The following is a 21,626-nucleotide window of genomic DNA, read 5'->3' as shown; positions in this document are numbered from 1 at the left end:
AAATCAGGCCAGCACGCCAGTTGCCAGCGCACGATCGATAAAACGAAATATCAGCTCCAGTTGGGAGCCATACTTCTCTTCAAATGCCACGGTATCTGCATGCAGCTCGTCGTGATGCTTTCTGCACAAAGGCAACACAAAGAGATCATGCGCTTTTGTACCCATTCCACCCTGACCGTGGCCTATCAGGTGGTGGGGATCATCAGCTGGCTTTCCACAACATGCGCACGGCTGCGTCTTAACCCAGCGCGTGTACTTTTCATTAACCCAGCGGCGACGTTTGGGGCGTAACATAAAAGACTCCGGCGACTCCGGATCCACTTTCAGCGCCAGCACCTTTTTCGCTTTATCCTGGATGATGCTGGTGGCAGGAACCGAAGGCACAAGGTCACTTTCCCGGGTGACAGATGGCACAACAGGCTTCGGTAATCTCAGTGCCTTACGGGCTGCACTTTCCGGTAAGGCATCCGCCAAATCATTACGAACCAGCCACCAGCACAGTTCCGGCATTGTCACAACGTGACTGTCATCAAAACCGAGATCCCGACGCACGACAGACAACACCCAGCGGGCACAGTTATCCGTTGCCATTGATTCCAGCCGTTCCGTGAACTGGTCACGCAGCTGGTTATCGCAGTGCCAGCACAGACGAATTGCTCCCGGAGCGTGCCGCATTGTGGTCATGTTCTCGCTGTGCCAGTCGGAATGAGGCCACTGACAGCCCTTTTCACGAAGTAACCAGCTTTCAAGACATTCCACACCACCAGCACGACGGATCACTGCCTCATTGCGGAACACGGCCCGAACGGCAGGATCATCCGCCAGCGGTTGTGATGCCGCCGGAACGGCACCACTGGCGAAAGATGAATAACGTTCCGGCTCAGGCTCCAGCAGGACACGCCCCTGCATAAACAGGGGCATCAGCTCTGAACCTGGCCTGAACAATACGATCCCCATACGCGGGGCAATTTCAGGGGTCAGTAGTGCTCTCACGGTCACCTCAATGAACGGTATCGAGCAGCTTTAACAGCTCAGGGAATCGGGATTCGAAGAAATGCGGCTGCGTCTCGCGCGGATTTGCAGGACTGGTGATGTTCTTGCCGAACATGCAGCCTTTCGCCGTCAGCGACCAGAATTTTTTGATGTTGTTAATCGCGGTACGGCTGTATCGTTCGCGTTGTTCAACGATCCCCAGCTTCACCATCTGGTGATATGCCTGATTAGCCGTCAGGCGGATACCATACTGCCTCAGCAGTGCACTCAGCGACAGCGTGGGGCGACTTGAGCCATCGTGTGCATCAGCAGGAGCATCAATGGCATAGCGCGGTGCCAGATTCGGTAAGCCAACAGCCTCCTGGAGTTTCTGGCAGGCACCAAGCACTGAAGAGTTAGACAGGTTTAATTCCCGGCGCATAAAGTCCAGCAGAATCACACCAGCCTGCATCTTGTCAGCAGCCTGTCCGGATAATTTTTCCGGTGCGCTGGTTACCATGTCGAAAGTACGGATCACCTTCAGATGGAATGACGGGCTGATCCACATTGCATAGGCATACACCAGTTCTTTGCAGACATACGTCCCCTGGTTATTTCCGCCACGAATAACGTTAACTGGCTCTATATTGACCGAGTTGCAAATCTGCAACTCGCTTATTAAACGCTCAGTTTGCTCATTGCGGAGCCAGAATGCAGGCTTATGCTTATCCAGAGAACCAGCAGCCCTGTGCAGATCGTTCAGGCTGTAACGCCCATAAGCATCACGACGAACTTCAATACCATCAATAACCATCAGATTATTCATACTTCGTTTCTCCTCTTAATCAGGCGGCTGCACCCGCCGTTTTCTCGTACTTACTGATAGTGATCTCGACCTTCCCTTCCGGGATAACCGGTCCCCACTCCACCAGCATTCTTTTCACCTGACTGTCGTCTTCCCACACACCCGCGTGGGTCAGGGCGTCAAACAGCGCCTTGTTATAGTTGTCCAGATCGCGGATCCGGTTATCAGGAGGAAACAACACGATCTCCACTGAAGCAGGTGCCGACGTTGGTTTCGGCAGACGACGTAACTGCTCAACTATTGCAGCGCACGCCGCGCTCTGGAATTTTCGCCCCGCCGCGCTTATCAGGCTCTTACCTGCAAACGCCCCTTTGTTAGGGTGTCGCCAGTACGTGTTCACGCTGGGCGGGAAAGGCAGGATAAGCTTCATACTTTCAAGCCCCTTTCATGTAACCAGTGAGTTGCACGCAGCCTGGCGTATTCCTCACCGGCAAGCAGTGCGCGGATAATCCCGACCGCCTCGCTGTCGTCGTCCTTCACTGCGGTATGAAGCGTTATCCCCCGGGCCACGCCACGCTTTATTGTGATGACGCCTTTTTTCTCCAGTGCGCGAAGATGCTCCACCGCTGCATTCACCGAACGGTATCCCAGCATGGTTGCCACCTCCTGATTGGTTGGCGGGAAGCCACGTTCTTTCTGGTAAGAAATCAGCATATCCAGCACCTGCTGCTGGCATTGAGTTAACGTCGTCATGCCGCCATCTCCCTGACCAGTTTTTCTGCCTGCTGGCGAACCTGCGCCAGAAACGCCTCACCACATGCCTCAAGTTCATCGCGCCCGATGTAGCTGATTGCCGGCCCCTTCCAGGTCTTATCGAAAACAGCAATAGCACCAGCGAAGAACGCTCCTGTCGGCACCTGCTTCTCGTCCTTCGGGATAAACCAGGCAGGCAGTTCAAAACCAATACGCCCGCGAATAAAAGCAATATGGTCCGCACCTTCCGGCCACCACACTTCGCTGGTGGCAGCTTTGATCAGGAAAACATAGCGCCCGCCCTTATCACGCATGGCACTGGCATGTTTCATGATGTAACGCATGCCGGTGATGTATTGCCCCTCATGCTGACTGGCGCGGCTGTATGGGGGATTACCAAAGGCAGCACCTTTAAGCTCCGCAAGACGTTCTGACCAGTCATGCGCCAGCGCGTTGTCTTCCGCAGTGTAATAAGCGGCACATTTGGCGTTATCACCATCAGTGAACAGATCCAGAACAAACGGGCCAAACAGGGTGTTAATTCCCCAGAAAATGTTGTCCGGCGTGCGCCACTGATCGCCCACTTCCTTCAGTTCATGGCCTGGTTTGTTCCGCAGCTCCACCAGCGCCTGGCAATATTTATTACTCATTAAGCCCCCACGTAATTCCCTGACAGATACCACTCTTCACCCGATGCAGAGCGCTTGCTGCTTTGCCGTAAGCACCGCTCACGATGCGCCAGAAAATTGTTTCGTTCTGGCTGGGAGTGGCTTTCACGGAATGCCGCCATCCACACCGTTGCGGCTCGACGGAATAAGCCCCTGGACTCCAGTTCTTCAGCCTGGCGGGTCAGGCACAAAATCACCCGGGGGTCGTTAGTGCCGACATAGAAATTACGCACAGGTCTGGTTTCACGAACTGGTTGTGGTTTCGGCTCCTGCGCTCTCTCAGTCAGGCGCGGGAAATGTCTGCGTGTATCTCCTTCACAACGGTGAGCCACACGCCCACTCTGACGTAACTTGCTTGCTGACTGCAGAACGCGCTGCCGTGAGTAACCAGCAAAAGCATCCGCAATGTCTCCGGAAGTACACCCCGGATGGGCTTCAATGAATTTCTGAACGTCATTTAACAGACTCATGATCACCCCCTGAATCCTGCCGGGATCTGGCTGTAGTCCACGTTGTCGTAACTGGATTTGAAGTACGGGTCTTCGCGTTTTTCGGTGTACGTGCTTACGGACGGCGATAAGCGCAGGGAAAGCTCATCCCATTTTTCCCGCAGCTTCGACGGGCTGAGCACGTTACGGCACCAGAACGGATCGCGGCTGACGCGGCTGTACATCTCGCAGATTTGTTTGTGAGTACGACCATCCTGCACACACATCAGGCGAATTTCGTTTGCCCAGGCTGTCCAGTTCGGTTCTTTGGGACGAACCACCTCGCCGTCACATTCGGCAGCCTGCTCGTACAGGGCAATGATTTTTTTCCAGAGCCACTGTGCACAGGTCAAATCATCCTGCGTTCCCCACTGGCGCTTTTTAGGGCTGAATACAACCGCATCAGGATGGCGAGTTAAAAAATCCTGTTCAGCCGTCTGCGTGTCCGGTTGCGAAGCGTCCGGACGAGAAGGTTTTTTATCTGACGGATCATGTTTTGATTTTACTGACGGATCCCCGCCAGATTCTGACGGGTGAAAACCCGCTTTTTTGCCAGATTTCGACGCATCAAATTTTGACGGGTCAGATTTTGATGCGTCAGATTTTGACGGGTCAGAATCTGACAGTTGAGAAAATGCCGCTGCCTGAAGCTTCGCAACGTTAAGCTGATAAACATTCGACGCATTGCGGTTACCCTGGCGACGCGCCTTACGCGTTAACCAGCCTTCTGCTTCCAGCCGTGCGATAGCCGTTCTGACGGTACTCATCCCCGCGCCAATCTGACGGGCAATGGTTTCAATTGATGGCCAGCACACACCTTCGTCATTACTGAAATCAGCCAGGCGGGCCATAATTGCCACGCTGGATAATTTCATGCCTGACGCTGCGCAACCATCCCATACATAGCCGGTTAATTTAGTGCTCATGACCGACCTCTATTTCCCTGAATTTACGACGAAACTGTTCGAGCGGACTGAAGCACTCATGCTCATAGCCTTCGCGGAGGTAGATAACCCGTTGTGTTTCCGGTTCCCAACGAATGACTCTGACGGGCACTCCGTAGTGATCTTTGAACCAGCGGTTAACTTGTCGCAAAGGACTGTCTCCTTCTGCCGGTTGAAATCACCCACAGCCCACTCTGCAAAGCTGTGGGTTACAATTTCCCTGTCACCTGGTACATTTACTGCATAGCAATACTCCACCTTCGCTTTTCCACCCGGTACAGGAAGCGCAATCAGTTGCGAGCGACGGTAGTGTGTTGTTAAACTGTTCATGCGTTAGTTTCTCCACAGTCACGACACGCCACGGCGCCCGGAGCTGCACACTCGCGGGCGTCATTACTTTCTGAAATGCAAAAAATTTTGTAGACAAGTGCTGCATGCTCCTGCAGTTTCGAAATTGAGAGATACAGCTCGTCGTTAATTGCTGTCTTCTCATGCGGTTCCACCACACCGTCTTCGATTGCCGAACGAATCTGTTTGGAATAATTGCCAATCTGTTCAATGACTTCCAGCAGGCGCTGGTTAATATCGGCGTTATCCACATCCTCGACGTCAGGAAGAGACACAAAGACGCCATTTGCAGACTGCGCCACAGCGTCAGCAATGAAGTGAGTGCCACCAGCACGTTGTAAAATCATTGCCCATCCCAGCGGGAAAATTTGATCGCCATCGGCACGAAGGCGGTTAAATAATGCGTTCTCTGTTACATCCAGCCAGTCAGCTGCTTCAGCGTAACCCCCCGGCAACGCTGCGATAGTTTTTCTGACAGCTTTCACGTACCACTTAGGCTGTTTTTCTACTTTCCAGTGATGCTTACCCACGGCTATCTCCTTAAAACTGTGGTTACTTTTCATCTGATGAATCTTTAATCTTTTGAAAAATATCTGGACGTAATTTTTCTTTTGATATGCCAGTGGTCTTTTCAATGAATATCGAGAGCTTTGCAGGGGGACGCTTTTCTCTGTTCAACCAGTTCCAGACATGTTGTTGCTTTACTAAATGACCGCTGCTGGCTGTGAGCTTCCGAGCCAATTCTGATTGACCACCAGCCAGAGCGATTGCCTCCGATAAGGCTAATTGCTCAGGTGTCATAGCTTTCTCCTTTTTAGGTAGTTAAGTTGTTACGAGTTGCAAGAATACAACATTAACAACTTTTATCACAACTTTTAGGTGTTGGAAAGCTAAAACATAAAGTTGTAACCTCATCAAAAAAGAGAGGGATATGTTGTGAAAACACTGGCAGAACGATTAAAGATAGGTAGAGAGATAGCTGGCATGAGCCAAGCTCAACTAGCTGAAAAAATTGGACTTTCACAACAATCTGTAGCCAAAATAGAGAATGGCGAAACTCTACAACCGCGCAAAATTAAAGAAATTGCAAAAGTTTTAGGTGTATCACAAAAGTGGTTACAACTTGGTATTGAAGACAACGCATCCATACCTGATCTTGTTGTAAAAGAAGCAGAAAGCACCGCATTAGACCCCGATATTTTCGTAAACATTCCTGTTTTAGATGTCGAGTTATCGGCAGGTAACGGATGTCTGGCTGAAATAGTTGAATCAGCTATTGACTGGTTTCCGTTAAGAAGAGCAGATTTGAGAAAATCTGGCGTATGTGCATCTAATGCCAAGATCGTAAAAATATGGGGGAACAGTTTATTACCGGTTCTCAATAATGGAGATCTTGTTGCCGTTGATATTTCTCAAACCGTTCCTATTCGTGATGGCGATCTTTATGCCGTACGAGATGGTGTATTGCTAAGGGTTAAAATACTTATCAACTTACCTGACGGTGGCTTGATTCTTAGAAGCTTCAACAAAGATGAGTACCCAGATGAAATACTCACCTTTGAAGATAGACGAGCCAGAATTCATGTTATAGGTAGGGTATTCTGGTCATCGCGAACTTGGTAATGCATCGAAAAGCATTTCTTCAGAAATAATTTTAAGTTTTGCACCATTATCATCCCTATAAGATATAGCTTTTTCGATCTTCCTTCCGTGACTTGAGAATTTCCAATCACGGGAGGAAAGCGTCCCAATTACTAAAAAATCCAACTTTTGAGTAATTCCACTACTGATGTTCCCACCAGCATTTTTAATCAAATTTTCAACTACGGCTCTCTTTCCTGCAACAAAAGTGCCTGTAAGACAATAGGTTTTACCCTCTAACTCTATCGAAGCCCCTACATCAATAGGCAGCCTGGTCGCCAAACCATCCACCACCCCACTTTCCAAGTCACATCCTGTGAAGTCTACTAATGCCTTATGTAGAGTTAAACTCTCATCTTCAGTAATAACCCCATCTTTAAGAATTTCCTTTACAAGTGCATAAAGTTTTTTTCCTGGGTAGTTGTTCTTCAAAGCTCCATTTTGCTCAAGCCACCAATTAAGATATCTTATTTCTTCTTGAGTTAAGTTCCGATCAGCAATTAATCCTTTACATAGTCCATTAAGTAAATGGACATCTACATCCTTGGAGTAAAAATCAATTTCAGGGATATCAAGAATTTCCCTCTGTATTTGGAGAAGGCTATTTTTAAGGTCATCACGTTCTTCTGATGTGATTATTCCATCCGCAAGAATATCCGACACCCGTGCTGATAGACTTTTTATAACTCCATTATTGATAATCTGCTTTGCTTCAAGTAACCATGTATCTAAGTAAAGAACCTCCTCTTCACGGACAACTCCATCTGCAATGATTCCATCAATGATGCTAATCAAGTTAGCAAATAACTTGTCCCGGTTCTGTGTGTAATTAAAAGCGTAAAGCGCGTCTTCCATACAACCTCCTTTTTTTGATAATCCTTGCACTCCTTGGCTACTCGTTCAAACCACATAAAGTTGTTGACAACATTCAAAACCACAACTGAATTACAACTTAAAGATGTTAAAACAACGAACAGGCAGGACGCCCACGAAGTAGCCGCCTGGGGCATATGAAGTCCAGGATGATTCGTTAGCAACAAAAAAGCGCCCTACAGGACGCTTAGCTCTTTAACAATCTGGTCCCCATCAACAAGTAACTGATAACTTGAGGAGGTGTGAAATGCACAAAACAGAACCAAAAATCGTCGCGCCCGGATACACAAATGAGGAAATTTACGAGTGGATGGCAAAGAAGCTGGCAGCTATAAACCAGCTTCGTGAAGTGCTGTCTTATCGACAGGAAACAATAGACTCCTTAAAAAAACTGGATCAGGAAATCACGGTTTTATCACAGGATGTTACTTTAGATATTGTGCAGACAAATTAGGATCCCATTCATTTTCGTCAAAATCATCAAAGTGATGAATTTGTGATCTCCAGTCTCGATAATCTAAAAATTTCTGGGCGGTTACGCTTATTTTATCAAGTGTGAGTTCATCCTGAATTGAAAGAAGAAGTTCATCAAATTTCATCTCATTAATCTGTTTTGGCATCCAGTGATGCTTCATCAGAATAAGGTGAACCAGAGCCTTTTTCCCATTCAACTGATTATAGGGAGTGCCGAATTTCTTCCGGTGCTCATGTAAGACAAGGTCCAGAAGAGTAAGTAATGTTGCCCTTGATTCAACTTTGCTTATTTCGACTGATGACACTACCCCACTGATTTCAATGCCCCGATACTTTCCAACATTTTCACAGTGGGATTTGTACAGCGTATAGATATTACCGGACATTTCTTTTCCTTTTGCGTTGTTGGGGATAACCAGATTAACCGAATCCTTGTTGTTGGGGAATAACCAGGTCCACCTCGCCTGATGTGGCTAAAAGCAGGCACATAACAGCTAAGTATTTTCAACCAGAGAGAATTCTTAGCGTTGTGGTGAATGCGGCTCAGCGCACGCGGGTTAAGGTTGAGGCTGACAGTCGACCTTCTGTGGATACCCACCCGTCTGGTGTGCAACCTTCGCCAGGCACCGGGAGGCACCCGGCACCACAACTTTATGCTGTGTGTAGTCCTGGCGGTACCAGTTTGTACCCTTGCTTCCGGCTGGTACCGTCCTTTTTACAAAACAGAGAAGAGCATCACCGGACGACGGGCTCATAACCCAATCCATCCGGGCGGCAGTCACCGCAGGTGTTCTTCTCTGTTTTGTGGAGAAACTAACCGACCTTGCAGGGTCGATATGATGAGGAGCAGCAAAATGGCTAGCGAACGCAGTACTGATGTGCAGGCATTTATCGGGGAGCTGGACGGCGGCGTATTTGAAACCAAAATCGGCGCAGTTCTCAGTGAAGTCGCTTCCGGTGTGATGAACACGAAAACCAAAGGTAAGGTCTCGCTCAACCTGGAAATCGAACCGTTTGATGAGAACCGAGTGAAAATCAAACACAAACTCTCATATGTTCGCCCGACTAACCGCGGGAAAATTTCCGAAGAAGACACCACCGAAACGCCGATGTATGTCAATCGCGGTGGTCGCCTGACTATTCTGCAGGAAGACCAGGGACAGTTACTGACTCTTGCCGGTGAACCTGACGGAAAACTCCGCGCAGCAGGTCGTTAATATCGTTTTTAATTAACTGATTATTTATCTCATCACTGAATATCTTTATATAGTGAGGACTTATTATGTCTCAGAACTTAGACGCAACCGCAATTAATCAAATCCATGCCCTTATTTCTGCTCAGGGTGTTAATGAAATTATCAGTAAGATTGGTGCCGATGCTGTGGCATTGCCTGAGAATTTCCGCATTCATGATCTGGAAAAATTTAATTTAAATCGCTTCCGTTTCCGTGGTGCGCTTTCCACTGCCAGCATCGATGACTTTACCCGTTATTCTAAAGATCTTGCAGATGAAGGCACCCGCTGCTTTATCGATGCTGATAATATGCGTGCCGTCAGTGTGCTTAACCTGGGTACTATTGATGAACCAGGTCACGCAGATAACACCGCCACACTCAAACTGAAAAAGACAGCACCGTTCTCTGCTCTGTTGTCTGTTAACGGCGAGCGTAACTCCCAGAAGTCACTGGCAGAATGGATTGAAGACTGGGCCGACTATCTTGTGGGCTTTGATGCTAATGGTGACGCTATTCAGGCAACAAAAGCGGCTGCGGCTGTCCGTAAAATCACGATTGAAGCAAACCAGACCGCTGATTTTGAAGATAATGACTTCAGCGGCAAACGCTCCCTGATGGAGTCTGTCGAAGCGAAGACCAAAGACATTATGCCAGTGACATTTGAATTTAAATGCGTTCCGTTTGAAGGTCTGAAAGAACGTCCGTTTAAATTACGCCTCAGTATTATCACTGGCGATCGTCCTGTACTGGTTCTGCGCATTATTCAGCTGGAGGCGGTGCAGGAAGAAATGGCTAACGAATTTCGTGATCTGCTTGTTGAGAAATTCAAGGACAGCAAAGTAGAAACCTTTATTGGTACTTTCACCGCCTGATTTCATTACTGCAAATGCCCCTGCGGGGGCATTTATGGAAACGTAATTTACTCAATAATCGCCGGATGGTGAGGGATTCTTTTTACCAGAATTCAGCGCGGTGCAGCGCATATACGTGGAGAGCAAAATGTCATTTATTAAAACTTTTTCCGGGAAGCATTTTTATTATGACAGGATAAATAAAGACGACATCGATATTAACGATATCGCGGTTTCCCTTTCAAATATCTGTCGCTTTGCCGGTCATCTTTCGCACTTCTACAGCGTCGCCCAACATGCGGTTCTTTGCAGCCAGCTGGTGCCGCAGGAATTTGCTTTTGAAGCGTTAATGCATGATGCAACAGAAGCGTATTGCCAGGACATTCCCGCACCACTGAAACGCCTTCTTCCTGACTATAAACAAATGGAAGAAAAAATAGACGCCGTAATCCGTGAGAAATACGGGTTACCCCCAGTTATGAGTACGCCCGTGAAATATGCCGATCTCATCATGCTGGCAACCGAACGCCGCGATCTCGGGCTTGATGATGGCTCTTTCTGGCCTGTACTGGAAGGTATCCCGGCAACAGAGATGTTCAACGTGATTCCACTGGCTCCGGGCCATGCCTACGGGATGTTTATGGAACGCTTTAACGAGTTATCGGAGTTACGCAAATGCGCATGAATGTTTTCGAAATGGAAGGGTTTCTTCGTGGGAGATGTGTACCGCGAGATCTGAAAGTAAATGAAACAGATGCTGAATACCTAGTGCGTAAATTCGATGCGCTTGAAGCTAAATGTGCAGCACAGGAAAACAAAGTAATACCAGTGTCAACTGAACTGCCACCAGCAAATGAAAGTGTTTTGTTATTCGATGCTAACGGAGAAGGCTGGCTAATTGGCTGGCGTTCTCTCTGGTACACCTGGGGACAAAAAGAAACCGGAGAATGGCAGTGGACATTTCAGGTCGGGGACCTTGAAAACGTCAATATCACTCACTGGGCAGTAATGCCAAAAGCACCGGAGGCTGGAGCATAATGACCACTTTTACCGACAAAGAACTGATTAAAGAAATTAAAGAGCGTATCAGCAGCCTTGACGTGCGAGACGATATTGAGCGCCGTGCTTATGAAATCGCACTCCTATCTCTGGAAGTAGAACCAGATGAACGCGAAGCTTATGAATTATTCATGGAAAAGCGTTTCGGTGACTTAGTAGATCGTCGGAGAGCAAAAAACGGCGATAAAGAATACATGGCATGGGATATGACTCTCGGTTGGATCGTCTGGCAGCAACGAGCTGGTATCCATTTTTCAACAATGTCACAACAAGAGGTGAAATAATGGAGCCATACAGCCTCACACTCGATGAGGCCTGTCATTTTCTCAAGATATCCAGACCGACTGCCATTAACTGGATACGCACAGGGCGTTTGCAGGCAACACGCAAAGATCCCACTAAGAATAAATCCCCTTACCTCACAACACGACAAGCCTGCATTGCGGCGCTTCAGTCTCCGCTGCATACTGTCCAGGTGAGCGCGGGTGATGGCATAACAGAGGAAAGAAAATGTCACTCTTCCGCAGAGGTGAAATATGGTACGCCTCGTACTCGCTCCCGGGCGGGAAGCGAATTAAGGAATCTCTTGGCACAAAGGACAAGCGGCAAGCGCAGGAGCTGCACGACAAACGAAAAGCTGAGCTCTGGCGAGTAGACAGGCTTGGTGATTTTCCAGATGTGACGTTTGAAGAAGCATGCTTGCGCTGGATTGAAGAGAAATCAGATAAGAAATCGCTCGATACAGATAAAGGCCGGATGGGATTCTGGCTTGAGCATTTTGAAGGTGTGCGGCTAAAGGATATTACTGAGGCAAGGATTTACTCAGCCGTCAGCAGGATGCATAACCGTAATCACCTTGAGATATGGAAAGCAAAGGCAGAGGCGGCAAGGAAGAAAGGAAAACCTGTGCCTGAATATGTCGCTAAACCAGTCACCACTGCCACCAAGGCAAAGCATCTTGCACTGATGAAAGCCATTCTGAGAGCAGCAGAACGTGACTGGAAATGGCTGGAGAAAGCACCGGTCATCAAGATACCGACAGTACGCAACAAGCGTGTGCGGTGGCTGGAAAAGGAGGAAGCAAAAAGGCTGATTGATGAATGCCCGGAGCCATTAAAGTCTGTCGTCAAGTTTGCACTGGCGACAGGTTTACGGCGTTCGAACATTATCAATTTGGAGTGGCAACAGATAGACATGCAGCGCCGTGTTGCGTGGATCAACCCGGAAGACAGTAAATCAAACAGAGCTATTGGCGTAGCGCTGAATGATACTGCATGTAAGGTTCTGCGAGACCAGATAGGCAACCATCATAAATTTGTGTTCGTACACACAAAGCCAGCAAGACGGCCTGATGGCTCTCTCACTCCTGCAGTCAGAAAGATGCGAGTCGATGACGGCAGAGCCTGGAAGGCAGCGTGCAGACGAGCAGGTATTGAGGATTTCCGTTTTCATGACCTGAGACACACATGGGCGAGCTGGCTTATTCAGGCTGGCGTGCCGTTATCTGTGCTTCAGGAAATGGGAGGATGGGAATCAATCGAAATGGTACGCAGGTATGCTCACCTGGCACCTAATCACCTGACCGAGCACGCAAAGCAAATTGACGCTATTTTTAACGATGATGTCCCAAATTTGTCCCACAAAGGAAAAGCAGAAGCGGGAGGAAGCATTTAAGTGATTGATTCTAAATGGCGCCCCCTGCAGGATTCGAACCTGCGACCGACGGCTTAGAAGGCCGTTGCTCTATCCAGCTGAGCTAAGGGAGCATAGAAAGATATGATCTTCTGTGCGGGTGAAACGCGTGAATTATACGGTCAGCACCTGCTTAGTCAATGGCTTTTGATTTGTTTGCTGGCTAAGTGTACGAATCGTTCATTTTTCTTATTTTCTATTTTTTTATCACGTACTAAACCGGTGTTGCTGAGCAACATTTCGGAAATTTTAAACGAAAACTGACAGCACGCCCCGCTTCTGACAAAATAGGCGCATCCCCTTCGACCTACGTAACAGATGGAATCCTCTCTCTGATGGCAGCAAAGATTATTGACGGTAAAACGATTGCGCAGCAGGTGCGCTCTGAAGTTGCTCAAAAAGTTCAGGCGCGTGTTGCGGCCGGACTGCGGGCACCCGGACTGGCCGTTGTGCTGGTGGGTAGTAACCCAGCATCGCAAATTTATGTCGCAAGCAAACGCAAGGCTTGTGAAGAAGTCGGGTTCGTCTCCCGCTCTTATGACCTCCCGGAAACCACCAGCGAAGCGGAGCTGTTGGAACTTATCGATGTACTGAATGCCGACAACACCATTGATGGCATTCTGGTTCAACTGCCGTTACCGGCGGGTATTGATAACGTCAAAGTGCTGGAACGTATTCACCCGGACAAAGACGTAGACGGTTTCCATCCTTATAACGTCGGTCGTCTGTGCCAGCGCGCGCCACGTCTGCGCCCCTGCACCCCGCGTGGTATCGTCACACTGCTTGAGCGATACAACATCGATACCTTCGGTCTCAACGCCGTGGTGATTGGCGCATCGAATATCGTCGGCCGTCCAATGAGCATGGAACTGTTGCTCGCAGGTTGCACCACCACCGTGACTCACCGCTTCACTAAAAATCTGCGTCATCACGTAGAAAATGCCGATCTGTTGATCGTTGCCGTTGGTAAGCCAGGCTTTATTCCCGGTGACTGGATCAAAGAAGGCGCAATTGTGATTGATGTCGGCATCAACCGTCTGGAAAATGGCAAAGTTGTGGGCGACGTCGTGTTTGAAGACGCGGCTAAACGCGCCTCATACATTACGCCTGTTCCCGGCGGCGTTGGCCCGATGACGGTTGCCACGCTGATTGAAAACACGCTACAGGCGTGCGTTGAATATCATGATCCACAGGATGAGTAACATGGCGACATTTTCTTTAGGTAAACATCCGCACGTTGAGCTGTGCGACTTGCTGAAACTGGAAGGCTGGAGCGAAAGCGGCGCGCAGGCGAAAATCGCGATTGCCGAAGGCCAGGTGAAAGTCGACGGTGCGGTTGAAACGCGCAAACGCTGCAAAATCGTCGCCGGTCAGACAGTGAGTTTTGCAGGTCACAGCGTACAGGTTGTTGCCTGATCCCTTTCCCGGCCTGTATCAACAGGCCGGTTCTCTTTTCAGACTTTTGCCCTCTACGCCCCGTTCATCCATGCTGATAGCATCGACATTTTGCCGAAGCGATCATCATGCCAACCGTTATTACGCACGCCGCCGTTCCCCTTTGCATTGCTTTAGGGTTGGGTACGAAAGTCATCCCTCCGCGCCTGTTATTTGCCGGAGTCATCCTGGCGATGCTGCCCGATGCCGACGTATTGTCGTTTAAATTTGGCGTTTCTTACGGCAATGTTTTTGGTCATCGCGGGTTTACCCATTCGCTGGTGTTTGCGTTTGTTGTCCCGCTGTTATGTGTGCTGATTGGACGTCGATGGTTCAGGGCTGGGCTGATTCGCTGCTGGCTGTTTTTAACCGTCTCCTTGTTATCGCACAGCTTGCTGGATTCGGTAACCACTGGCGGTAAAGGCGTTGGCTGGCTGTGGCCGTGGTCAGATGAACGCTTTTTCGCTCCCTGGCAGGTGATTAAAGTCGCGCCGTTTGCATTGTCTCGTTACACCACGCCGTACGGGCATCAGGTGATTATTTCTGAATTGATGTGGGTGTGGTTGCCGGGGATGCTACTGATGGGAATGTTGTGGTGGCGCAGACGATAACCGGATGCGAAAACTCGCATCCGGCAATAGCGCAATTACTTACGACGCCAGGTGGTCCCTTGCGGGCCATCTTCCAGCACGATCCCCATCTCGTTAAGACGGTCACGCGCCGCATCCGCCGCCGCCCAGTCTTTGGCTTTACGGGCATCCAGACGCTGTTGAATTAACGCTTCAATCTCAGCCACTTCGCTGTCGTCTGCCTGCGCGCCGCTTTGCAGGAACGCTTCTGGTTCTTGCTCCAGCAGGCCCAGCACGGCAGAAAGTTTACGCAGATGAGACGCCATTGCGTTCGCTGCTACCATATCTTCTGCTTTCAGACGGTTCACTTCACGCGCCATATCAAACAGCACGGAATAGGCTTCCGGGGTGTTGAAATCGTCGTCCATCGCTTCAATAAAGCGCGCTTCAAACGCTTCGCCACCGGCAGGCGCAACGGTTTTATCTGTGCCGCGCAGCGCAGTGTAGAGGCGCTCCAGCGCCGCACGCGCCTGCTTAAGGTTCTCTTCGCTGTAGTTCAACTGGCTGCGATAGTGGCCCGACATCAGGAAGTAACGCACGGTTTCCGCGTCGTAGTATTTCAGCACATCACGCACAGTAAAGAAGTTACCCAGCGATTTGGACATCTTCTCTCGGTCAACCATTACCATCCCCGAGTGCATCCAGTAGTTCACATACTGACCATCATGGGCACAGGTGGACTGGGCGATTTCGTTTTCGTGGTGTGGGAACATCAGGTCTGAACCACCGCCGTGGATATCAAAGTGGTTACCCAACTGCTTGCAGTTCATTGCCGAACATTCAATGTGCCAGCCAGGACGGCCCGCGCCCCACGGAGACGGCCAGCTCGGTTCGCCCTCTTTCGACATCTTCCACAGAACGAAGTCCATCGGGTTGCGTTTGTCGTCGACCACGTCAACGCGCGCGCCTGCCTGCAGCTGGTCGAGATCCTGACGCGACAGCACGCCATAGGTCGGATCGGTCGGTACGTCGAACATCACGTCGCCGTTGTCCGCCACATAAGCGTGACCTTTGGCGATCAGTTGTTCAGTGAGCTCAATGATTTCTGCGATATGGTGCGTCGCGCGCGGCTCCATATCCGGGCGCAGAATGTTCAAAGCATCAAAATCTTTGTGCATTTCGGCGATCATGCGATCCACCAGCGCTACAAAGCTTTCGCCATTTTCATTGGCGCGTTTGATGATTTTGTCGTCGATATCGGTAATGTTGCGCACATACTTCAGCTTATAGCCGAGGAAACGCAAATAGCGTGCAACCACGTCAAAGGCAACAAAGGTACGCCCGTGACCGATATGACAGAGATCGTAAACGGTGATTCCACACACGTACATGCCGACTTCCCCGGCGTGAATAGGCTTAAATTCCTCTTTTTGGCGTGTCAGAGTATTGAAGATTTTTAGCATCGAAGATTCCGTTTAGACATGTGTGGGTAATTGAGTTGCGTATAATACCCATATTTCTCGCGCGAATCAGCATACATTGCGTGATGATCCGATCGTGCGGTTATGCTATAACACCACCCTATATATGACCCGAATCGGGTTGAAGCACCAATCAAACGGAACAGGATGCAAAAATGGTTACTTTCCACACCAATCACGGCGATATTGTCATCAAAACTTTTGACGATAAAGCACCTGAAACAGTTAAAAACTTCCTGGACTACTGCCGCGAAGGTTTTTACAACAACACCATTTTCCACCGTGTTATCAACGGCTTTATGATTCAGGGCGGCGGTTTTGAGCCAGGCATGAAGCAAAAAGCCACCAAAGAACCGATCAAAAACGAAGCCAACAACGGTCTGAAAAACACCCGCGGTACGCTGGCAATGGCCCGTACTCAGGCACCGCACTCTGCAACTGCACAGTTCTTCATCAACGTGGTTGATAACGACTTCCTGAACTTCTCTGGCGAAAGCCTGCAAGGTTGGGGTTACTGCGTGTTTGCTGAAGTGGTTGAAGGCATGGACGTGGTTGACAAAATCAAAGGTGTAGCAACCGGTCGTAGCGGTATGCACCAGGACGTGCCAAAAGAAGACGTTATCATTGAAAGCGTGACCGTTAGCGAGTAATCGTGGCGACACTCTTTATTGCAGATCTTCATCTCTGCGTGGAAGAACCGGCGATCACCGCCGGTTTTCTGCGTTTTTTAGCGGGGGAAGCCCGCAAGGCCGACGCGCTGTATATTCTTGGCGATCTGTTTGAAGCATGGATTGGCGATGACGATCCCAACCCACTCCATCGCCAGATGGCCGCAGCGATCAAAGCGGTATCCGATTCCGGCGTTCCCTGTTATTTCATTCATGGCAACCGTGATTTTCTGCTTGGCAAACGCTTTGCCCGTGAGAGTGGCATGACGTTATTGCCGGAAGAAAAAGTGCTCGAACTTTATGGTCGCCGGGTGTTGATTATGCATGGCGACACGCTGTGCACCGATGACATCGGTTATCAGGCATTTCGCGCCAAAGTCCACAAGCCGTGGCTGCAAACGCTATTCCTCGCCCTGCCGTTGTTTGTGCGCAAACGCATTGCCGCGCGAATGCGAGCGAACAGCAAAGAAGCCAACAGCAGTAAATCGCTGGCGATCATGGACGTTAACCAAAACGCGGTGGTTAGTGCGATGGAAAAACATCAGGTGCAATGGTTGATTCACGGGCATACCCATCGCCCGGCGGTGCATGAACTTATCGCCAATCAGCAACCTGCTTTCCGCGTCGTGCTGGGTGCCTGGCATACGGAAGGTTCAATGGTGAAAGTCACGGCGGATGACGTTGAATTAATCCATTTTCCCTTCTAAACGCGTATTTATAGATTCTGAAAAAGTACCAGGCTAACGCTATCTGTATATCTTTTAATAACCTGGTAGGGTAATAAATTCCTTACATACGCATTGACGAGGAATTTATTATGCAACGCTGTAACGGATTTTTGATTTCTGGCATCGCGCTTACGGCCGGAGCACCTTTGTGTATTAGCTGGTTTGGGCTTGTTGGTTTCTATTTTGGCGCACTGTCACTGGTCGTTGCGGCTGTTATTTCGTGGATAGTCTATTTCTGGCTCATTTATTTAGTACTCACCCGTCCTCACAACCAACGCTTTGTAGAAAGATTTATATTGATTGTCGGTATATGCTTTTTACCGTGGAGCATTGTGCTGATATGGGCTTTTTTTGCCAGTGCCACCAGAGCGCATAATCACCAAGCAGAGCAGACTAAAAACTCAACTACTGACGGTTAATTCCGCCCACGCAACCGTTTTCCTTGCTCTCTTTCCGTGCTATTCTCTGTGCCCTCTAAAGCCGAGAGTTGTGCACCACAGGAGTTTTAAGACGCATGTCTTCCCGCAATAATCCGGCGCGTGTCGCCATCGTGATGGGGTCCAAAAGCGACTGGGCTACCATGCAGTTCGCCGCCGAAATCTTCGAAATCCTGAATGTCCCGCACCACGTTGAAGTGGTTTCTGCTCACCGCACCCCCGATAAACTGTTCAGCTTCGCCGAAAGTGCCGAAGCGAACGGTTATCAGGTGATTATTGCGGGCGCAGGCGGCGCAGCGCACCTGCCGGGCATGATTGCCGCCAAAACGCTGGTGCCAGTGCTGGGTGTGCCAGTACAGAGCGCCGCACTGAGCGGTGTCGATAGCCTCTACTCCATCGTACAAATGCCGCGCGGCATTCCGGTGGGTACGCTGGCGATTGGTAAAGCTGGCGCGGCAAACGCGGCGTTACTGGCAGCACAAATTCTTGCGACTCATGATAAAGAACTGCACCAGCGTCTGAATGACTGGCGCAAAGCACAAACTGATGAAGTGCTGGAAAACCCGGACCCGCGAGGTGCGGCATGAAACAGGTTTGCGTCCTCGGTAACGGGCAGTTAGGCCGTATGTTGCGCCAGGCAGGCGAACCGTTAGGCATTGCTGTCTAGCCGGTCGGGCTGGACGCTGAACCGGCAGCGGTGCCCTTTCAACAAAGCGTGATTACCGCTGAGATCGAACGCTGGCCGGAAACCGCATTAACGCGCGAGCTGGCACGCCATCCGGCCTTTGTGAACCGCGATGTGTTCCCGATTATTGCCGACCGTCTGACTCAGAAGCAGCTTTTCGACAAGCTTCACCTGCCGACCGCGCCGTGGCAGTTACTTGCCGATCGCAGCGAGTGGCCTGCAGTGTTTGATCGTTTAGGTGAACTGGCGATTGTTAAGCGTCGTATTGGTGGCTATGACGGTCGCGGTCAATGGCGTTTACGCGCCGATGAAACCGCACAGTTACCGACTGAATGCTACGGCGAATGTATTGTCGAGCAGGGCATTAACTTCTCTGGCGAAGTATCGCTGGTTGGCGCGCGCGGCTTTGATGGCAGCACTGTGTTTTATCCGCTGACGCATAACCTGCATCAGGACGGTATTTTGCGCACCAGCGTCGCTTTCCCGCAGGCCAACGCACAGCAGCAGGCGCAGGCCAACGCACAGCAGCAGGCGCAGGCCGAAGAGATGCTGTCGGCGATTATGCAGGAGCTGGGCTATGTGGGCGTGATGGCGATGGAGTGTTTTGTCACGCCGCAAGGTCTGCTGATCAACGAACTGGCTCCGCGTGTGCATAACAGCGGTCACTGGACACAAAACGGTGCCAGCATCAGCCAGTTTGAGCTGCATCTGCGGGCGATTACCGATCTGCCGTTACCGCAACCGGTAGTGAATAGTCCGTCGGTGATGATCAACCTGATTGGTAGCGATGTGAATTATGACTGGCTGAAACTGCCGCTGGTGCATCTGCACTGGTACGACAAAGAAGTGCGTCCGGGCCGTAAGGTGGGGCATCTGAATTTGACCGACAGTGACACATCGCGTCTGACCGCAACGCTGGAAGCATTAATCCCGCTGCTGCCACCGGAGTATGCCAGCGGCGTGATGTGGGCGCAGAGTAAGTTCAGTTAACCTGGTACTCATATTCCTGCCGGATGCGGCGTGAACGCCTTATCCGGCCTGTGGAAACAGTGATATTTCCTGGTCGGATAATCAGCATCGCATCAGGCACAAATACCGAATGCCTACGACTAAAGCGAAATACAGGTCCCCGCTTCGCCCGCCAGCGTCTCTTCAATCCGCGATAACGCCCCAATCCACGCAGGTTTACCACGGCTTCTGACATAGCCACTTACCGCCGTTACCTTCGGTCCCATCGCCCCATCGGCTTTGGCAAATGGCGCTAACTCATCCGGTGTGGCATGGCGAATGGCACGTTGCTGCGGCGTTCCCCAGTTTTCATATACCGCGTCAGCATCGGTGAGGATCACCAGTCCATCGGCATTAATCTGCTCGGCAAGCAACGCCGCGGCGAGATCTTTATCAATCACCGCTTCACTCCCTGCTCCGTCATCCGTCACCGGAACACCGCCGCCGCCACTGCAAATCACCACATGCCCCTCTTTGAGCAACAACTCGATGGCTTCGCTGTCGAGAATTTTACGAGGCTGGGGAGATGCCACCACCCGGCGTAAATATTTGCCATCACGCTTCATTTGCCAGCCGTAAGCCGTTTCCAGTGCCTCTTGTTCTTCTGGCTGATAAACCGGGCCGATAAACTTCTCTGGCTGCAAAAACGCCGGATCATCAGGCGAAACTTCAATGCGCGTCAGCACCGTCGTGACAGGCGGCATCTGCGGCTGTGCGCTCAAGCTCTGCGCCAGCATATAGCCAATCATCCCCTGGCTTTCCGCCACCAGCACATCCAGCGGATACGGTTCTACCTCTTTCCACGCCAGATTCTGTAACGCCAGCAGCCCCACCTGTGGCCCGTTGCCGTGAACAATCGCCAGTCGATAAGCACGCGCCAGGCGCGCCAGCGCGGGAACAGCACTGGCAATATTGCGATATTGATTCTCTGCCGTCAGCGCCTCACCGCGCTGGAGTAAGGCATTGCCCCCAAGAGCTACAACCAGTGTTTTCATGGTGTTCCTTGTAATAATTGTTGACCAAGCCAGAACCCCAGCAGCGTATCGGCCCCTGACGTATGCCCCAGCGCCAGCAGCGAATCAATCGCCACAGCAGTACGTTTCGGGCAACTCAGAGCATGAATAAAGTGCAGGAGTGGCGAGGCGAAATAGCCGTGCGCGGCGTAACGCAAATAACTAACGCTCACCGCTGTGGTAACGAGTTGAAGATTGTTGGAACAGGCAAAAAACGGGCGACCGGAGCACGCATCTAAAGCGCCATAATACCAGGCCGCCAGCAGCATTCCGGTCAGCGTATCATCATGACTCGGCGTTAATCCGGGGCCTTTACCCAGCCAGTGCCGCCAGTCGGTCTTAATGCCATTGAGCGCGGCCTGAAAACAGTGACGAAACTGGCGTAATTCAGCAGGCAGCGGATCGCTTGCCGCCAACGCCAGTGGCCCAAAAAGCCCGGTTTCCTCCGCGCGTTGCATCCATGTAGCTGCAAGCGGTTGAGGATGCGCAGGCGGCGTAATACGTAGCAAACAATAACGCTGTGGCTGTTTAACCGTGAAACGCCCGAGGCGAATCCCTTGAGCTACAACCTGTGGTCGTTCATTGCCGCATAATCCACCGCATAACGCATCGAATTGCGCGCGGCGAAGCACCCATCCTCCGGGGCCGAAACCACTTCCCTGACGATGTAGCGTTAACAGTTCGCCACTTTCCGTCAGCAGATTAATCGCTCGCCGCCAGATGCCCGCTAACCGCCAGGACTGGCGATAGTCTGGTGCACTACGGCTGGCAAGCAGAGGATGGATGAGCGCTGCCCGGAG

At 50.6% G+C, this 21,626-nt stretch carries 30 protein-coding genes, 1 tRNA gene and 3 pseudogenes; 18 read left to right on the top strand and 16 right to left on the bottom strand.

Annotation, left to right across the window (positions count from 1 at the left end; genetic code table 11):
• Positions 1-3: 3 nt before the first annotated feature.
• The 10 genes from EFER_RS03090 to EFER_RS03045 all read right to left on the bottom strand — a co-directional run bounded on the left by EFER_RS03090 (position 4) and on the right by EFER_RS03045 (position 5,779).
• Positions 4-993 (bottom strand): DUF968 domain-containing protein, encoded by a 990-nt coding sequence (locus tag EFER_RS03090; RefSeq protein ID WP_021535407.1) that lies wholly within the window; start codon positions 991-993, stop codon positions 4-6.
• Between the two features lie 7 nt (positions 994-1,000).
• Complete coding sequence (locus EFER_RS03085; RefSeq protein WP_001061398.1) at positions 1,001-1,798, bottom strand: KilA-N domain-containing protein; 798 nt, start codon at positions 1,796-1,798, stop codon at positions 1,001-1,003.
• A 19-nt stretch (positions 1,799-1,817) separates the two neighbouring features.
• Complete coding sequence (locus EFER_RS03080) at positions 1,818-2,207, bottom strand: RusA family crossover junction endodeoxyribonuclease (protein WP_000767113.1); 390 nt, start codon at positions 2,205-2,207, stop codon at positions 1,818-1,820.
• Positions 2,204-2,530 (bottom strand): LexA family protein, encoded by a 327-nt coding sequence (locus tag EFER_RS03075; protein WP_000210160.1) that lies wholly within the window; start codon positions 2,528-2,530, stop codon positions 2,204-2,206. The genes EFER_RS03080 and EFER_RS03075 overlap by 4 nt, the downstream gene beginning before the upstream one ends.
• On the bottom strand, positions 2,527-3,180 hold the full coding sequence (locus EFER_RS03070) for a phage N-6-adenine-methyltransferase (protein WP_024256389.1): 654 nt from the start codon (positions 3,178-3,180) through the stop codon (positions 2,527-2,529). Before EFER_RS03070 ends, EFER_RS03075 begins: the two co-directional genes overlap by 4 nt.
• Positions 3,180-3,674: a PerC family transcriptional regulator gene (locus EFER_RS03065; RefSeq protein ID WP_012599936.1), complete on the bottom strand. Its 495-nt coding sequence runs from the start codon at positions 3,672-3,674 to the stop codon at positions 3,180-3,182. Before EFER_RS03065 ends, EFER_RS03070 begins: the two co-directional genes overlap by 1 nt.
• Positions 3,671-4,612, bottom strand: coding sequence for a helix-turn-helix domain-containing protein (locus tag EFER_RS03060; RefSeq protein ID WP_000104943.1), 942 nt, complete (start codon positions 4,610-4,612; stop codon positions 3,671-3,673). Before EFER_RS03060 ends, EFER_RS03065 begins: the two co-directional genes overlap by 4 nt.
• Complete coding sequence (locus tag EFER_RS22735) at positions 4,602-4,781, bottom strand: DUF4222 domain-containing protein (protein WP_001250269.1); 180 nt, start codon at positions 4,779-4,781, stop codon at positions 4,602-4,604. The genes EFER_RS03060 and EFER_RS22735 overlap by 11 nt, the downstream gene beginning before the upstream one ends.
• Positions 4,782-4,956: 175 nt before the next feature.
• The gene (ymfL, locus tag EFER_RS03050) at positions 4,957-5,508 is read right to left on the bottom strand and encodes a protein YmfL (RefSeq protein WP_000515874.1); all 552 of its coding nucleotides are present in this window, start codon (positions 5,506-5,508) and stop codon (positions 4,957-4,959) included.
• 22 nt (positions 5,509-5,530) lie between these two features.
• Positions 5,531-5,779: a transcriptional regulator gene (locus EFER_RS03045; protein ID WP_000187185.1), complete on the bottom strand. Its 249-nt coding sequence runs from the start codon at positions 5,777-5,779 to the stop codon at positions 5,531-5,533.
• Between the two features lie 135 nt (positions 5,780-5,914).
• Here EFER_RS03045 and EFER_RS03040 point away from each other — a divergent pair, with 135 nt between their 5' ends.
• Positions 5,915-6,601, top strand: a complete 687-nt coding sequence (locus EFER_RS03040) for an XRE family transcriptional regulator (RefSeq protein WP_000853318.1) — start codon at positions 5,915-5,917, stop codon at positions 6,599-6,601.
• Here EFER_RS03040 and EFER_RS03035 read toward each other — a convergent pair.
• Positions 6,584-7,474, bottom strand: a complete 891-nt coding sequence (locus EFER_RS03035; RefSeq protein WP_000389078.1) for a BRCT domain-containing protein — start codon at positions 7,472-7,474, stop codon at positions 6,584-6,586. The genes EFER_RS03040 and EFER_RS03035 overlap by 18 nt on opposite strands.
• Before the next feature lie 265 nt (positions 7,475-7,739).
• Here EFER_RS03035 and EFER_RS03030 point away from each other — a divergent pair, with 265 nt between their 5' ends.
• The gene (locus tag EFER_RS03030) at positions 7,740-7,946 is read left to right on the top strand and encodes a hypothetical protein (protein ID WP_000549626.1); all 207 of its coding nucleotides are present in this window, start codon (positions 7,740-7,742) and stop codon (positions 7,944-7,946) included.
• Here EFER_RS03030 and EFER_RS03025 read toward each other — a convergent pair.
• Positions 7,918-8,352 (bottom strand): ECs1072 family phage-associated protein, encoded by a 435-nt coding sequence (locus tag EFER_RS03025; protein WP_000016389.1) that lies wholly within the window; start codon positions 8,350-8,352, stop codon positions 7,918-7,920. The two genes, EFER_RS03030 and EFER_RS03025, sit on opposite strands and share 29 nt — an antisense overlap.
• A gap of 143 nt (positions 8,353-8,495) precedes the next feature.
• Between EFER_RS03025 and EFER_RS24005 the strand changes: the two are divergent.
• From EFER_RS24005 to EFER_RS24760, 8 genes and pseudogenes are all read left to right on the top strand, one after another.
• A pseudogene (locus EFER_RS24005) lies at positions 8,496-8,806 on the top strand (hypothetical protein).
• 14 nt (positions 8,807-8,820) lie between these two features.
• Positions 8,821-9,183, top strand: a complete 363-nt coding sequence (yfdP, locus tag EFER_RS03015; RefSeq protein WP_000135682.1) for a protein YfdP — start codon at positions 8,821-8,823, stop codon at positions 9,181-9,183.
• Positions 9,184-9,248: 65 nt separating this feature from the next.
• On the top strand, positions 9,249-10,073 hold the full coding sequence (locus EFER_RS03010; protein WP_000081291.1) for a YfdQ family protein: 825 nt from the start codon (positions 9,249-9,251) through the stop codon (positions 10,071-10,073).
• 127 nt (positions 10,074-10,200) lie between these two features.
• Positions 10,201-10,737, top strand: a complete 537-nt coding sequence (gene yfdR / locus EFER_RS03005; RefSeq protein WP_000008200.1) for a 5'-deoxynucleotidase — start codon at positions 10,201-10,203, stop codon at positions 10,735-10,737.
• Positions 10,728-11,090 carry a phage protein gene (locus EFER_RS03000; RefSeq protein WP_001242749.1) on the top strand — a complete coding sequence of 121 codons (363 nt, stop codon included), beginning with the start codon at positions 10,728-10,730 and terminating at the stop codon, positions 11,088-11,090. Before yfdR ends, EFER_RS03000 begins: the two co-directional genes overlap by 10 nt.
• The gene (gene yfdT / locus EFER_RS02995; protein ID WP_000206731.1) at positions 11,090-11,395 is read left to right on the top strand and encodes a protein YfdT; all 306 of its coding nucleotides are present in this window, start codon (positions 11,090-11,092) and stop codon (positions 11,393-11,395) included. Before EFER_RS03000 ends, yfdT begins: the two co-directional genes overlap by 1 nt.
• Positions 11,311-11,490: pseudogene (locus EFER_RS24765) on the top strand (helix-turn-helix domain-containing protein); the annotation flags it as partial. The gene yfdT and the pseudogene EFER_RS24765, both read left to right, overlap by 85 nt.
• 131 nt (positions 11,491-11,621) lie before the next feature.
• Entirely contained in the window at positions 11,622-12,785 is a 1,164-nt protein-coding gene (locus EFER_RS24760) for a site-specific integrase (RefSeq protein WP_012599930.1), read from the top strand.
• Positions 12,786-12,800: 15 nt separating this feature from the next.
• On the opposite strand, the gene EFER_RS02985 is transcribed toward EFER_RS24760, so the two are convergent.
• A tRNA-Arg gene (locus tag EFER_RS02985) sits at positions 12,801-12,877 on the bottom strand.
• Positions 12,878-13,138: 261 nt separating this feature from the next.
• On the opposite strand from EFER_RS02985, the gene folD reads away from it, so the two are divergent.
• From folD to EFER_RS02965, 3 genes are all read left to right on the top strand, one after another.
• Positions 13,139-14,005 carry a bifunctional methylenetetrahydrofolate dehydrogenase/methenyltetrahydrofolate cyclohydrolase FolD gene (gene folD, locus EFER_RS02975; protein WP_000729174.1) on the top strand — a complete coding sequence of 289 codons (867 nt, stop codon included), beginning with the start codon at positions 13,139-13,141 and terminating at the stop codon, positions 14,003-14,005.
• 1 nt (position 14,006) lies between these two features.
• Positions 14,007-14,219: a ribosome-associated protein YbcJ gene (ybcJ, locus tag EFER_RS02970; protein ID WP_000190288.1), complete on the top strand. Its 213-nt coding sequence runs from the start codon at positions 14,007-14,009 to the stop codon at positions 14,217-14,219.
• Positions 14,220-14,326: 107 nt separating this feature from the next.
• Entirely contained in the window at positions 14,327-14,848 is a 522-nt protein-coding gene (locus EFER_RS02965) for a metal-dependent hydrolase (protein ID WP_001143514.1), read from the top strand.
• 35 nt (positions 14,849-14,883) lie between these two features.
• Here the strand turns inward: EFER_RS02965 and cysS are convergent, their stop codons facing one another.
• A complete protein-coding gene (gene cysS / locus EFER_RS02960; RefSeq protein WP_000912350.1) occupies positions 14,884-16,269 on the bottom strand; it encodes a cysteine--tRNA ligase in 1,386 nt (461 codons plus the stop codon).
• Between the two features lie 173 nt (positions 16,270-16,442).
• On the opposite strand from cysS, the gene ppiB reads away from it, so the two are divergent.
• The 5 genes and pseudogenes from ppiB to purK all read left to right on the top strand — a co-directional run bounded on the left by ppiB (position 16,443) and on the right by purK (position 19,795).
• Entirely contained in the window at positions 16,443-16,937 is a 495-nt protein-coding gene (gene ppiB / locus EFER_RS02955) for a peptidylprolyl isomerase B (protein WP_000256002.1), read from the top strand.
• A 2-nt stretch (positions 16,938-16,939) separates the two neighbouring features.
• Entirely contained in the window at positions 16,940-17,662 is a 723-nt protein-coding gene (gene lpxH / locus EFER_RS02950) for a UDP-2,3-diacylglucosamine diphosphatase (protein WP_000212257.1), read from the top strand.
• A gap of 110 nt (positions 17,663-17,772) precedes the next feature.
• Entirely contained in the window at positions 17,773-18,102 is a 330-nt protein-coding gene (locus EFER_RS02945; RefSeq protein ID WP_001188444.1) for a hypothetical protein, read from the top strand.
• A gap of 95 nt (positions 18,103-18,197) precedes the next feature.
• A complete protein-coding gene (purE, locus tag EFER_RS02940) occupies positions 18,198-18,707 on the top strand; it encodes a 5-(carboxyamino)imidazole ribonucleotide mutase (protein WP_012599929.1) in 510 nt (169 codons plus the stop codon).
• A pseudogene (gene purK, locus EFER_RS02935) lies at positions 18,704-19,795 on the top strand (5-(carboxyamino)imidazole ribonucleotide synthase). The gene purE and the pseudogene purK overlap by 4 nt, the downstream one beginning before the upstream one ends.
• A 119-nt stretch (positions 19,796-19,914) precedes the next feature.
• Here the strand turns inward: purK and EFER_RS02930 are convergent.
• Positions 19,915-20,808 (bottom strand): carbamate kinase, encoded by an 894-nt coding sequence (locus EFER_RS02930; RefSeq protein WP_000855349.1) that lies wholly within the window; start codon positions 20,806-20,808, stop codon positions 19,915-19,917.
• Positions 20,805-21,611, bottom strand: a complete 807-nt coding sequence (locus tag EFER_RS02925) for an oxamate carbamoyltransferase subunit AllH family protein (protein ID WP_048814526.1) — start codon at positions 21,609-21,611, stop codon at positions 20,805-20,807. The genes EFER_RS02930 and EFER_RS02925 overlap by 4 nt, the downstream gene beginning before the upstream one ends.
• Positions 21,612-21,626: the final 15 nt, after the last annotated feature.

Source organism: Escherichia fergusonii ATCC 35469 (genome assembly GCF_000026225.1).
In the GTDB taxonomy this organism is placed as follows: Bacteria; Pseudomonadota; Gammaproteobacteria; order Enterobacterales; family Enterobacteriaceae; genus Escherichia; species Escherichia fergusonii.
This window is presented reverse-complemented; position numbering and strand designations above follow the sequence as displayed.

Excerpts from the sequence above, each read along its gene's own strand:
- EFER_RS03085 (WP_001061398.1), bottom strand. The coding sequence starts at position 1,798 with ATGAATAATCTGATGGTTATTGATGGTATTGAAGTTCGTCGTGATGCT.
- EFER_RS03080 (WP_000767113.1), bottom strand. The coding sequence starts at position 2,207 with ATGAAGCTTATCCTGCCTTTCCCGCCCAGCGTGAACACGTACTGGCGA.
- EFER_RS03075 (WP_000210160.1), bottom strand. The coding sequence starts at position 2,530 with ATGACGACGTTAACTCAATGCCAGCAGCAGGTGCTGGATATGCTGATT.
- EFER_RS03070 (WP_024256389.1), bottom strand. The coding sequence starts at position 3,180 with ATGAGTAATAAATATTGCCAGGCGCTGGTGGAGCTGCGGAACAAACCA.
- EFER_RS03060 (WP_000104943.1), bottom strand. The coding sequence starts at position 4,612 with ATGAGCACTAAATTAACCGGCTATGTATGGGATGGTTGCGCAGCGTCA.
- EFER_RS03045 (WP_000187185.1), bottom strand. The coding sequence starts at position 5,779 with ATGACACCTGAGCAATTAGCCTTATCGGAGGCAATCGCTCTGGCTGGT.
- EFER_RS03035 (WP_000389078.1), bottom strand. The coding sequence starts at position 7,474 with ATGGAAGACGCGCTTTACGCTTTTAATTACACACAGAACCGGGACAAG.
- EFER_RS03030 (WP_000549626.1), top strand. The coding sequence starts at position 7,740 with ATGCACAAAACAGAACCAAAAATCGTCGCGCCCGGATACACAAATGAG.
- EFER_RS03025 (WP_000016389.1), bottom strand. The coding sequence starts at position 8,352 with ATGTCCGGTAATATCTATACGCTGTACAAATCCCACTGTGAAAATGTT.
- yfdP (WP_000135682.1), top strand. The coding sequence starts at position 8,821 with ATGGCTAGCGAACGCAGTACTGATGTGCAGGCATTTATCGGGGAGCTG.
- EFER_RS03010 (WP_000081291.1), top strand. The coding sequence starts at position 9,249 with ATGTCTCAGAACTTAGACGCAACCGCAATTAATCAAATCCATGCCCTT.
- yfdR (WP_000008200.1), top strand. The coding sequence starts at position 10,201 with ATGTCATTTATTAAAACTTTTTCCGGGAAGCATTTTTATTATGACAGG.
- EFER_RS03000 (WP_001242749.1), top strand. The coding sequence starts at position 10,728 with ATGCGCATGAATGTTTTCGAAATGGAAGGGTTTCTTCGTGGGAGATGT.
- yfdT (WP_000206731.1), top strand. The coding sequence starts at position 11,090 with ATGACCACTTTTACCGACAAAGAACTGATTAAAGAAATTAAAGAGCGT.
- EFER_RS24760 (WP_012599930.1), top strand. The coding sequence starts at position 11,622 with ATGTCACTCTTCCGCAGAGGTGAAATATGGTACGCCTCGTACTCGCTC.
- folD (WP_000729174.1), top strand. The coding sequence starts at position 13,139 with ATGGCAGCAAAGATTATTGACGGTAAAACGATTGCGCAGCAGGTGCGC.
- ybcJ (WP_000190288.1), top strand. The coding sequence starts at position 14,007 with ATGGCGACATTTTCTTTAGGTAAACATCCGCACGTTGAGCTGTGCGAC.
- EFER_RS02965 (WP_001143514.1), top strand. The coding sequence starts at position 14,327 with ATGCCAACCGTTATTACGCACGCCGCCGTTCCCCTTTGCATTGCTTTA.
- cysS (WP_000912350.1), bottom strand. The coding sequence starts at position 16,269 with ATGCTAAAAATCTTCAATACTCTGACACGCCAAAAAGAGGAATTTAAG.
- ppiB (WP_000256002.1), top strand. The coding sequence starts at position 16,443 with ATGGTTACTTTCCACACCAATCACGGCGATATTGTCATCAAAACTTTT.
- EFER_RS02945 (WP_001188444.1), top strand. The coding sequence starts at position 17,773 with ATGCAACGCTGTAACGGATTTTTGATTTCTGGCATCGCGCTTACGGCC.
- purE (WP_012599929.1), top strand. The coding sequence starts at position 18,198 with ATGTCTTCCCGCAATAATCCGGCGCGTGTCGCCATCGTGATGGGGTCC.
- EFER_RS02930 (WP_000855349.1), bottom strand. The coding sequence starts at position 20,808 with ATGAAAACACTGGTTGTAGCTCTTGGGGGCAATGCCTTACTCCAGCGC.